Below are 11,684 nucleotides of genomic sequence, written 5' to 3' on the forward strand. Positions count from 1 at the left end.
AGTCGCCTGGTCGAACGCCTGCCACCGCCACCTGCTTTGCATGGGGTTGTTTTCGATATTTTGGCAGCGCGCCTCCCTCGCAAGCGGAAGAGGCGAAGAGGATCACAGCAACAGATCGATCAGATGCGGCAGCAGCGGGATGTCTGCGGGCGGCATCGGGTAGTCGCGCAGCTTGCTTGCGCGGACCCAGGCGAGGTTCTGGCCCTCGCGCGCCGCCGCGATGCCCTCCCAGCGCCGGCAGATGTAGAGCGGCATCAGCAGATGGAAGGTCTCGTAGGCATGGCTGGCGAAGGTCAGCGGCGCGAGGCACGGCTCGCTCACGGTGATGCCGATCTCCTCATGCAGCTCGCGGATCAGGGTCTGCTCCGGCCGCTCGCCGGGCTCGACCTTGCCGCCGGGGAATTCCCACAGGCCGGCCAGCGCCTTGCCCTCGGGGCGCTGCGCCAGCAGCACGCGCTTGTCGGCATCGACAAGCGCGCACGCGACGACGAGGGTCAGCTTGATGTCAGCCATGCGGCGGGGGATTCCTTCCAGTCTGCAAGCTTTCATTAACCAGCAACGCGCTGTCAGCCAAACGATTTATGCCCGCGCGGCTTTCCGCGATCGCGATAAGCCGGCCTTAATTCGTATCCGGCAGGGTGAAGGTTCTCATTTATCTGCCCATCATATTCTTTGCCGACATAACCCATGAGCACCTTGATCCGGACCATCAGCCGTTTCCGTCGCGATCGCTCCGGCAACATCGCAATGACCTTTGGCCTCGCTGTGCTGCCGCTCGTCGTCGCGGTCGGATGCGCGGTCGACTATTCCCGCGCCAACCAGATCCGCAGCAAGCTGATATCGGCCGCCGACGCCGCGAGCGTCGGATCGATCGCCAAGGCGTCGCCCGGCTTCATCGCCGCCGGCGCCATGACCTCGGACGGTGAGATCCAGGCGGGCGAAGCCGATGCGGCCAAGATCTTCAACGGCAACATCTTCAACCAGAACGGCTTCACGCTGACCAGCGTGACGCCGACCATGACCAAGACCGGCGGCGTCATCACCTCGACGGTCAAGTTCACCGCCGATGTCCCGACCATGTTCCTCGGCGTGATCGGACAAAGCAAGATGACGGTGACCGGCGCGTCGACCTCGACCGCGAACATGCCACTCTATATCGACTTCTATCTCCTGCTCGACAACTCGCCGTCGATGGGGGTTGCGGCGACGCCGGCCGACCTGACCAAGATGGTCAACAACACGTCCGACAAGTGCGCCTTCGCCTGTCACGACTACAACGACGCCAACAACTACTACAATCTCGCCAAGACGCTCGGCGTGACGACGCGGATCGACGTGCTGCGCAGCGCGACCCAGCAATTGATGGACACGGCCGCGAACACCGCGACCTATGCCAGCCAGTACCGGATGGCGATCTACGATTTCGGCGCCTCGTCGAAGACGATCGGCCTGCGCGCACTGTTCTCGCTGTCGACCAGCCTGTCGAGCGCCAAGTCCGCGGCCGGCAACATCGACCTGATGGGCGTCTACGGCAACAACGATACCTACACCGCCGACAAGGACAGCCAGTTCTCGACGGTGCTTCCGGCCATCAGCAACGCGATCAGCGCGCCGGGCCCGGGCACGGCGGCAGCGCCGATGAAATACCTGTTCTTCGTATCCGACGGCGTGGCCGACGAGCCGAATTCAAGCTGCCTGAAGCCGATCAGCGGCGGCAATCGCTGCCAGTCGCCGATCAATCCGGCGCTGTGCACGGCGATCAAGAACCGCGGCATCAAGATCGCGGTGCTCTACACGACTTACCTGCAGCTGCCGACCAACGGCTGGTACATGACCTGGATCGATCCGTTCAACCAGGGCCCGTTCGGCCCGTCGCCGAACAGCCAGATCGCGCAGAACATGCAGGCCTGCGCGTCGCCGGGCTTCTATTTCGAGGTCAGCCCGACGCAAGGCATCGCCGACGCGATGAACGCGCTGTTCAAGAAGGCCGTCGCCGACGCGCGGATCAGCAGCTAGCGAAGCGCACACGCTCTATCACCGTCACCCTGAGGAGGCCGCAAAGCGGCCGTCTCGAAGGGTCGACGGCCAGGGTTTCTCTATGCGGCGCTCTCGTGGCCGTGCATCCTTCGAGACGCGCTACGCGCTCCTCAGGATGACGGGTAGGAAGGTGTGCGATTAAGACCGGTAATCTCCGTTGATCGCGACGTATTCCTTGGTGAGGTCGCAGGTCAGCACGCGGTCTTTGGCCTTGCCGAGGCCAAGCGCGACCTTGATCTGGACCTTCGGCGCCTTCATCGCCTCCGACACCTCTTTCTCGTTGTAGGAGGGGTCGCGCGCGCCGCTCTTGGCGACGCGGATGCCGTTGAAGGAGATCGAGAGCTTGTCGCGGTTGGCGGGCTCGCCGGCCTTGCCGACCGCCATCACCACGCGGCCCCAATTGGCGTCCTCGCCGGCGATCGCAGTCTTCACCAGCGGCGAATTGGCGATCGACATCGCGATTCTGCGTGCCGACGGTTTGGTGGTGGCGCCCTCGACCACGACCTCGACCAGCTTGCGGGCGCCTTCGCCGTCGCGCGCCACCTGCTCGGACAGATCAGCGAGGATCTGCTGGAACGCCTTGGTGAAGGCCTTCAGCCGCGGGTCGCCGGCGCGCGAGATCTTCGGCGCGCCGTTGGCAGCGGCGGCGCCGGTCGCGAAGGCGAGCAGCGTGTCCGAGGTCGAGGTGTCGCCGTCGATGGTCAGCGCATTGAAGGTGTCCTCGACGCCGGCCTTGAGCAGGGATTGCAGCACCGAGGCCGACAGCGGCGCGTCGGTGAAGATGAACGACAGCATGGTCGCCATGTCGGGCATGATCATCCCGGCACCCTTGGCCATGCCGTTGATCGTCACCTTGGCATTGCCGAGCTTGACGGTCGCGGTGGCGACCTTCGGAAAGGTGTCGGTGGTCATGATTGCCTTCGCTGCGTCCATCCAGCGATCGGGGGTCGCGGTCTCCGCGAGCTGCGCCAGCACGCCGTCGAACTTGGTGGCGTCGAGCGGCTCGCCGATCACGCCGGTGGAGGCGAGGAACACGTCCGATGTCGAGCAGCCGACCGCCTTCGCCGCGATCTGCGCGGTCAGCGCGGTCGACGCCTTGCCGGTCTTGCCGGTGAAGGCGTTGGCGTTGCCGGAATTGACCACCAGCGCGCGCGCAGCGCCGCCCTGCAGCTTGGCGCGGCACCATTCGACCGGCGCCGACGGGCACTTCGACTTGGTGAAGACGCCGGCCACCGCGGTGCCCTTGTCGAGCAGCGCGAGCAGCACGTCGGTGCGCCCCTTGTAGCGGATGCCGGCGGCAGCGGTCGCAAGCCGCACACCCGCGATCACGGGCATCTCGGGAAAGTCGGGCGGGGCGAGGGGGGAGACGGCGGTGGACATCGGCAAGCTTCCGGCTACGGGGAGGGAAGCGCTCCATAACATCTCGCCGCAAGAAGCGGGAGAGGGCTGCGATGCGAACGCGCTGTCATGAATCGTTCAAGGAAGCGGTAGCGCGACGAATGTGTAGCCCGGATGGAGCGAAGCGCAATCCGGGACGAGTCCCTCCGCGGCAACAGACCCCGGATTTCGCTGCGCTTCATCCGGGCTACGAGGACGGGCTAAAAAAGCAAAATGGCCGGGACGAGCCCGGCCATCGCGCATTGAAGCTATCGACGTCGCAAAGCTTACTTCTTCGCCGGCGCCATCTTGTTGTCGGCCGGCTTCGGCGCGTCCTTGGCGGCATCCGCCGGCGCGGCCGCATCGGCCGGCTTGTCCATGCGCTCGACCTTGGCGGCCTCGCGCAGCTTGGCGACATAGTCGGCCTGGGCCTTGCGGGTCACATAGGTCTCGATCTGGGCCTTCACCTGCTCGAAGTCGGGCGCCTTGCGGTTGCGCTTTTCCTCGACCTTGATGATGTGCCAGCCGAACTGCGACTTGACCGGATCGGAGATCTTGCCCGGCTCGAGCGAGAAGGCGACCGCGGAGAATTCCGGCACCATTTGCTCCTTGGTGAAGAAGCCGAGGTCGCCGCCGTCGGAGGCGCCGGGGTCCTTGGACTTCTTCTTGGCGAGCTCGCCGAAATCGGCGCCCTTGTCGAGCTCGGCCTTGATCGCCTTGGCCTCGTCCTCGGTCTCGACCAGGATGTGGCGGGCGTGCACCTCCTGCTCGCCTGTGATCTGCTTGGCGGCCTCCTCATAGACCTTCTTCATGGCGTCGTCGGTGGTCGCGGCCTTGCCCTCGCTGGCAAGCAGGCTGTCCATCAACAGGCGGTTGCGGGTGAAGGCGAGCCGCTTCTTGAAGTCGTCATTGTTCTCGATCTTCTTGTCCTCGGCGGCCTTGGACACGATCTTCATGTCGATCAGGAAGGACAGCACGTTGTCCTTGCGGGTCGAGGGGTCCATCTGCTGCAGGCTCTGGCCGAGTTCCTCCTCGGCGAGCGCCACGTCGCTGGCGTGGATCTCCGAGCCGTTGACCTTCGCCAGCACCGGGTCGGATTCCGCGGCCCGGACCGGGAGGCCGGCAGCCAGCACTGCGACAAGACAGCCCGTCGCGGCCAGGGTGGCGAGGCCGAGGCGCAGGCCGGTTTTGGTTTCCGGGGGCGAGGTGGTCATGCAAAATCCTTGTCTCAAAGGGGGGAAGCTCGAGCGGGGCGGACACTCGCCCAATCGTGTTACATTGGCAACGCGAAAGTCTTGTCAAAATGATGAATTCCTTGACATCTTGCCAGCGTTGACAACCCCCCGACCGGGCCATATCTCTGGCCAACCGCGTCAGCGGCGAGAGCGCTTATTTTGCTGCGTTTTTCGCCGTTGAACCCAGGATGGCCTGTTTCCCACTCAATTGGCGGAGGAGCCCCCGGGCCGGGGCTCGAACCGTAGCGCGTCACGTTGAGTTGATAGGCGATCCGGCGGACCATCTCAGGCTGTAATCCAAGACTGAATTCCAAATTGAATTCCAACACTGAACGAAGACCGAACTCGAGACCGAAGAACAGGAATTTCGCATGATCGGCGCGCTCGCCCGCAAGTTTTTCGGCTCCGCCAACGACCGTCGGGTCAAGGGGTATCAATCCCGCGTCAACGCCATCAATGCGCTGGAGCCCGAGCTCGTCAAACTGACGGACGAACAGCTCAAGGCCCGCACCGCCGAGTTCAAGCAGCAGCTCGCCAGCGGCAAGACGCTGGACGACATCCTGGTTCCGGCCTTCGCCACCGTACGCGAGGCCGCCAAGCGGACGCTCGGCCAGCGCCATTTCGACGTTCAGCTGATCGGCGGCATGGTGCTGCACGAGGGCGACATCGCCGAGATGAAAACCGGCGAAGGCAAGACGCTGGTCGCGACGCTCGCGGTCTACCTGAACGCGCTCGCCGGCAAGGGCGTCCACGTCGTCACCGTCAACGACTACCTCGCCCGCCGCGACTCCGGCTGGATGGGCCAGATCTACGCCTTCCTGGGGCTGACCACCGGCGTGATCGTGCACGGCCTCGACGACGCCGAGCGCAAGGCCGCTTATGCCTGCGACATCACCTACGGCACCAACAACGAATACGGCTTCGACTATCTGCGCGACAACATGAAGTACCGCCTGGAGGACATGGTCCAGCGCGAGCACTATTACGCGATCGTCGACGAAGTGGACTCGATCCTGATCGACGAGGCGCGCACGCCGCTGATCATCTCCGGCCCGCTCGACGACCGCTCGGATTTCTACAACACCATCGACACCTTCATGCCGAATCTCGCCAAGAAGGACGACTACGAGGTCGACGAGAAGCAGCGCACGGTGACGCTGACCGAAGCCGGCATGGAGAAGCTGGAGAACCTGCTCCGCGACGCCGGCCAGCTCAAGGGCGACTCGCTGTACGACGTCGAGAACGTCTCCGTCGTGCATCACGTCAACCAGGCGCTGCGCGCGCACACGCTGTTCACGCGCGACAAGGACTACATCGTCCGCGACGACGAGGTCGTCATCATCGACGAGTTCACCGGCCGCATGATGCAGGGCCGGCGCTATTCGGAAGGCCTGCACCAGGCGCTGGAAGCCAAGGAGCACGTCACGGTCCAGCCCGAGAACCAGACGCTGGCCTCGATCACCTTCCAGAACTATTTCCGGATGTACCAGAAGCTGTCCGGCATGACCGGCACGGCGCTGACCGAAGCCGACGAACTGTTCGACATCTACAAGCTCGAGGTCGTTGAGATCCCGACCAACCTGCCGGTGGCGCGCCTTGACGAGGACGACGAGGTCTACCGCACCCAGAACGAGAAATACGCCGCGATCCTTGCCGAGATCGAGCGCGCCAACAAGCGGCTGCAGCCGGTGCTGGTCGGCACGGCGTCGATCGAGAAGTCGGAAGTGCTGGCCGAGTACTTGAAGAAGCACGGCTACAAGCAGATCGACTTCACGTCCGAATCCGGCATGGAGAAGCTCTATGCCGCCGCGCGCGCCGGCAAGCCGGCAAAGCTGTTCGCGGTGCTGAACGCGCGCTTCCACGAGCAGGAAGCCTATATCGTCGCGGAAGCCGGCGTGCCGGGCGCGATCACGATCGCGACCAACATGGCCGGCCGCGGCACCGACATCAAGCTCGGCGGCTCGCTCGAGATGCGGATCCAGCAGGAGACCGCCGGGATCACCGATGAGGCCGAGAAGGCCAAGAAGATCGAGCAGATCAAGGCCGACATCGAGCGCTTCCGCGAGATCGTGCTGAAGGCGGAAGAGGATTTCGAGGTCGAGCCCGCCAAGGGCAACAAGCCCGCGAAAACCGTGAAGAAGCCGGGCGGCCTCTACATCATCGGCTCAGAGCGTCACGAATCCCGCCGCATCGACAACCAGCTGCGCGGCCGTTCCGGCCGTCAGGGCGATCCCGGCCGCTCGAAGTTCTTCCTGTCGCTGGAAGACGACCTGATGCGCATCTTCGGCTCCGACCGGCTCGACAGCATGCTGCAGCGGCTCGGCCTGCAGGAAGGCGAAGCGATCATCCATCCCTGGATCAACAAGGCGCTCGAGAAGGCGCAGCAGAAGGTCGAGGCGCGCAACTTCGACATCCGCAAGAACCTCTTGAAGTTCGACAACGTCCAGAACGACCAGCGCAAGGTGATCTTCGACCAGCGCGTCGACCTGATGAAGGACGACAGCGTCGTCGAGACCGTGACCGACATGCGCCATGCCTTCGTCGAGGACGTGGTCGCCAAATACATTCCCGAGCACGCCTATGCCGAGCAGTGGGACACCGCCGGCCTCAAGGACGAGCTGAAGCGTGTGCTCGATGTCGATCTGCCGGTCGATGAATGGGCCAAGGAAGAGGGCATCGCCGACGAGGAGCTGCTGACGCGCATCGAGACCCATGTCGACGAGCGCATGGCCGCCAAGGTCGCGCAATGGGGTCCCGACGTGATGCGTTACGTCGAGAAGACCATCCTGCTGCAGACGCTGGACCATCTCTGGCGCGAGCACCTGATCATGCTCGACCATCTGCGACAGGTGATCGGCCTGCGCGGCTATGGCCAGCGCGATCCGTTGCAGGAGTACAAGACCGAGGCCTTCAACCTGTTCCAGGAGATGAGCGCGCATCTGCGCGAGGCCGTCACCGCGCAGCTGATGCGGGTCGAGATCGTGCCGCCGGAGGAGCCGCCGCAGCCGCTGCCGCTGATGGAAGCGCACAAGCTCGATCCCAACACCGGCGAGGACGAGTTCGCGCAGGCCCGCCTGACCGAAGCGACCTACGCCCAGGCCTCGCTGGCGCCGGGGATGATTGCCACCGACCGCGATCCGAACGATCCGGCGAGCTGGGGCAAGGTCGGCCGCAACGAGGACTGCCCCTGCGGGTCTGGCAAGAAGTACAAGCACTGCCACGGCCGGTACGCTTAAGCCGCCACGCGCGCCGACGCCGCGGGCGACTGGCCCGCCCGTCGAGCCGCAGCGCCTTCAGCCGGCGAAGGCCTTGTCGAGATCGGCGATCACGATCTTCTGCATCTTCAGCATCGCCTGCATCGCGCGGTCGGCTGCCTTGCGATCGGGGGCGCCGAGATAGCGGCCGAGCGCGGTCGGGATCACCTGCCAGGACAGGCCGAAGCGGTCTTTGAGCCAGCCGCAGCGCGATTCCTGGCCGCCGTCGGTGAGCTTCTCCCAGAAGTAGTCCACCTGCTCCTGGGTCTCGACGCTCAGGAAGAACGACACCGCCTCGTTGAACTTGTGCTGCGGCCCGCCATTGAGCGCGTGGAACCGCTGCCCCTCGAGCTCGAAGGTCGCCATGAAATCGCTGACGGTCTCGATCTCCGCGTTCGGAAACACCGATTGGTAGAAGGCGACGGCATCGCGGACGTTGTTGTCGAGCCAGAGGAACGGCGTGATCGAAGTCATGACGGGAAGTCCTCGCTAATTGTCGATCGGGGAAGCCTGCGCGACGGCGCGCGAAGGCTGCGCCGCAGGGCGCGCCCCAAGGACGCACCAAACCGCTGCATCCCGACATTTCCTGCCGGTCTTTTTTCGATGGTTTCGGCAGGAGCGCGCCGGGCCGGCGCGGCCTTAATTGGCGCTGCCGATCAGGCTTTCCAGCAGGCGCTTGAGCTCGGTGGTCGACTTGTCGCCATAGCTCTCGACGATGTGCTCCTCCTGGCTCACCGCGAGCGAGTTGAGCCGCCGGCACAGCGCCTTGCCGCGGTCGGAGACGAACATCAGCACCTTGCGGCGATCCTTGGGATCCTGGACGCGATAGACCAGCGCGTCCGACACCATGCGGTCGATCATCTTGGTCAGCGTCGGATGGTTGAGCAGCACAGCATCCGCAAGCTCGCCCATCGAGTGGCCGTTGCCGTCGGACAGCACTTTCAGGATGCGCCACTGCTCGACCGGCACGCCTTCCTTGGCGAGCCGCGTCTCCAACTGCCGGTTGATCTCCCGGTTGGCTTGCGCCAGCAGGTAGGCGAGATGTTCGGTGATCGGGGAATTTTCTTTCGGCGGTTTAGCCACGGCGTGAGACCTGGTTCCTGACCCGGTGAATGAATGTCCGGCAACTCATGCCGTTTCTATATGCACTTCAATTGTTGAATATTCAATATTTTCACCTAGGATATTCCCCCAACCAAGGGGCGGATGCCGCGACCGCCCGCTGGCTGCGTTGCGTACTGCTTCCCAGACAGGAGTTGGCGTGCTCTCGACGGTCTCTTTCCAGGCGTATGGCGGCATGCCCGTCGCGCCGCCGCTGCTGTTTCGAAATCCGTCGTCCTGCGCGGCCGATCTCGCTTTGACCGTCAAGCCGGGGTCCTCGCGCCGCGGCGGCACCGACAGCAAGCTTAGAATCGGCAATTTCATCACCTTCTCGGGCGCGCCCGGGATCTGGGGGCCGATCTCCGCCAACAGCGTCATGCTCGCGGTCGCCGAGATCAACCGCCGCGGCGGCATCCGCGGCCGCGAGGTCGAATTGTCGATGTACGACGCCGGCGGCCCGATCGAGGAGGTGGTGCGCCGCGCCGAGCGGGCGATCGCGTTCGACGAGATCGACGTGATCATGGGCTCGCATATCTCGGCGGTGCGCCTCGCGCTGCGCAAGGTCACGGCCGGCCGCATCCCCTATGTCTACACGCCGGTCTATGAGGGCGGCGAGCGGACGCCGGGGGTGATGGCGATCGGCGAGACGCCGCGCGCGGAAAGCCGGCCGGCGATCCACTGGCTCACCGAGGTCAAGAAGGCGCAGCGCTGGTACCTGATCGGCAGCGATTATGTCTGGCCCTGGCAGTCGCATCGCGCGGTGAAGCGCTACATCAAGGAGGCCGGCGGCCACGTCGTCGGCGAGGAATTCGTCCCGCTCGGCGAGGACAATCACGAGCCGCATCTGGCGCGGATTCGCGCAGCACGGCCCGATGTCGTGCTGATCACCCTGATCGGCACCGACAGCATCACCTTCAACCGCGCCTTCGCCGAGGCCGGGCTTGCCGCGACCACGCTACGTTACGCCGGCGCGATGGACGAGACCGTGATGCTCGGCATCGGCCCGGACTCGACCCAAAACCTGTTCTGCGCCTCCGGCTATTTCGGCTGCATCGATTCGCGCGCCAATGACGACTTCCGGACCAGCTACCGCGCGATGTTCGGGGCGCATGCGCCGCCGATCGGCTCGGTCGGGCAGTCGAACTATGAGGGGATGCGCTTTCTCGAAGCGGCGGCCAACCAGGCGCGCTCGCTGTCGATCGGACCGCTGTCCGCCGCAGCGCACAACCTCGTCTACAGCGGCGCCCGCGGCACCGTCACCCTTCGCGACGGCCGCGCTGAGATGCCGATCTATCTTGCCGAGGCCGACGGTCTCGACTTCAATGTGATCAGGACGATCTAGATGGACCGGGCGATGCCGCGCTCGCCGCGCGGCTTGCCGGTGCCAGACAGGAGCAGGTGTGCATTCGACGCCCTACGTCATGGCCCGAACCTTGAGCAACAGGTATGGCGGCCTTCCATGCCCGCCTTCCCTGCTGTTCCGGAACCTGACGTCGGCGCGGTCCGATCGGGTGTTTTCTCCGATGGATCGGGACGGTTTCGGTCCGCGCGGTGCGCGCAGCCGGCTTCGGATCGCCGGCTTCGTCTGCTGCACCGGTTCGCCCGGGATGTGGGGACCGGCCGCGACCTCGAGCGCACAGCTCGCCGTCGCCGACATCAACCGGCGCGGCGGCATCCTCGGCCGCGAGGTCGAGTTCTCGGTCTATGACGCCGGCGGACCGATCGAGGACGTACTCGACCGCGCCGAGCAGGCGATCGCGTCCGACGACGTCGATCTCATCATGGGCATGCACACGAGCGCGGTGCGCGTCGCGTTGCGTGGCCTGATCACCCGCAGCAAGATCCCCTACATCTACACGCCGGTCTATGAGGGCGGCGAGCGGACGCCCGGCGTCATCGCGATCGGCGAGACGCCGCGCTGGCAGAACCGGCCGTCGATCCACTGGCTGGCCGAGGCGAAGCGCGCCTCGCGCTGGTACCTGATCGGCAGCGACTATGTCTGGCCATGGCAGTCGCACCGCGCGGTGAAGCGTTACATCAAGGAGACCGGCGGGCTCGTGGTCGGCGAGGAGTTCGTGCCGGTCGGCGAGGATAATCACGAGGCGCAGCTGGAACGCATCCGCGCCGCGAAACCCGATGTCGTGCTGATCTCGCTGATCGGCACCGATAGCGTGACCTTCAACCGCGCCTTCGCCGATGCCGGCCTTGCCGCCACCACGCTGCGCTTTGCCGGCTGTTTCGACGAGACGGCGCTGCTCGGCATCGGCGCCGACAAGACCGAGAACCTTTACTGCGCCTCCGGCTATTTCCCCTCCGTCGGCTCACGCGAAGGCGACGATTTCAGGGACCGCTATCGCGCGATGTTCGGTGCGTTCGCGCCGCCGGTCGGCTCGTGCAGCGAGTCCGCCTATGAAGGGTTCTGCCTGCTCGAGGCCGCCGCCAAGCGCGCCGGCACGCTGGACATGCGGCCGCTGCTCGCGGCGGCGGACAACCTCGTCTATCGCGGCCCGCGCGGTCCGGTCACGGTGCGCAGCGGCCATGCCAGGATGCCGATGTATCTTGCCGAAGCCGACGGTCTCGACTTCAGGGTGATCAAGCCGATCTGAGCAGTGCGACAGCGTCGCCGGAAGGTTTTGCGAAATAATACTTGAAAAGGAAAATATTTCCGTTTTCAATACAG

General features: G+C 64.9%; 9 protein-coding genes. 4 read left to right on the forward strand and 5 right to left on the reverse strand.

Annotated elements, in window-relative coordinates:
• Positions 1-102: 102 nt before the first annotated feature.
• Positions 103-513, reverse strand: a complete 411-nt coding sequence (locus ACVMDN_RS39620) for a (deoxy)nucleoside triphosphate pyrophosphohydrolase (RefSeq protein WP_076824729.1) — start codon at positions 511-513, stop codon at positions 103-105.
• A 174-nt stretch (positions 514-687) separates the two neighbouring features.
• Here ACVMDN_RS39620 and ACVMDN_RS39625 point away from each other — a divergent pair, with 174 nt between their 5' ends.
• Entirely contained in the window at positions 688-2,016 is a 1,329-nt protein-coding gene (locus ACVMDN_RS39625) for a TadE/TadG family type IV pilus assembly protein (protein WP_076824731.1), read from the forward strand.
• Positions 2,017-2,175: 159 nt separating this feature from the next.
• On the opposite strand, the gene argJ is transcribed toward ACVMDN_RS39625, so the two are convergent.
• Both argJ and ACVMDN_RS39635 read right to left on the reverse strand, forming a co-directional pair.
• Entirely contained in the window at positions 2,176-3,417 is a 1,242-nt protein-coding gene (gene argJ / locus ACVMDN_RS39630; protein ID WP_456835805.1) for a bifunctional glutamate N-acetyltransferase/amino-acid acetyltransferase ArgJ, read from the reverse strand.
• Between the two features lie 284 nt (positions 3,418-3,701).
• Positions 3,702-4,628 (reverse strand): peptidylprolyl isomerase, encoded by a 927-nt coding sequence (locus tag ACVMDN_RS39635; protein WP_076824733.1) that lies wholly within the window; start codon positions 4,626-4,628, stop codon positions 3,702-3,704.
• Positions 4,629-5,020: 392 nt separating this feature from the next.
• Between ACVMDN_RS39635 and secA the strand changes: the two genes are divergently transcribed.
• On the forward strand, positions 5,021-7,885 hold the full coding sequence (secA, locus tag ACVMDN_RS39640) for a preprotein translocase subunit SecA (RefSeq protein WP_076824735.1): 2,865 nt from the start codon (positions 5,021-5,023) through the stop codon (positions 7,883-7,885).
• Between the two features lie 57 nt (positions 7,886-7,942).
• Here secA and ACVMDN_RS39645 read toward each other — a convergent pair whose 3' ends face one another.
• Both ACVMDN_RS39645 and ACVMDN_RS39650 read right to left on the reverse strand, forming a co-directional pair.
• Positions 7,943-8,377: a VOC family protein gene (locus ACVMDN_RS39645; RefSeq protein WP_076824737.1), complete on the reverse strand. Its 435-nt coding sequence runs from the start codon at positions 8,375-8,377 to the stop codon at positions 7,943-7,945.
• Between the two features lie 165 nt (positions 8,378-8,542).
• Positions 8,543-8,986 (reverse strand): MarR family winged helix-turn-helix transcriptional regulator, encoded by a 444-nt coding sequence (locus tag ACVMDN_RS39650; RefSeq protein ID WP_016847408.1) that lies wholly within the window; start codon positions 8,984-8,986, stop codon positions 8,543-8,545.
• 178 nt (positions 8,987-9,164) lie between these two features.
• Between ACVMDN_RS39650 and ACVMDN_RS39655 the strand changes: the two genes are divergently transcribed.
• Positions 9,165-10,346 (forward strand): substrate-binding domain-containing protein, encoded by a 1,182-nt coding sequence (locus ACVMDN_RS39655; RefSeq protein ID WP_076824739.1) that lies wholly within the window; start codon positions 9,165-9,167, stop codon positions 10,344-10,346.
• 79 nt (positions 10,347-10,425) lie between these two features.
• Positions 10,426-11,610 (forward strand): substrate-binding domain-containing protein, encoded by a 1,185-nt coding sequence (locus ACVMDN_RS39660; protein WP_057015628.1) that lies wholly within the window; start codon positions 10,426-10,428, stop codon positions 11,608-11,610.
• Positions 11,611-11,684: the final 74 nt, after the last annotated feature.

Source organism: Bradyrhizobium sp. USDA 4510 (assembly GCF_054059095.1).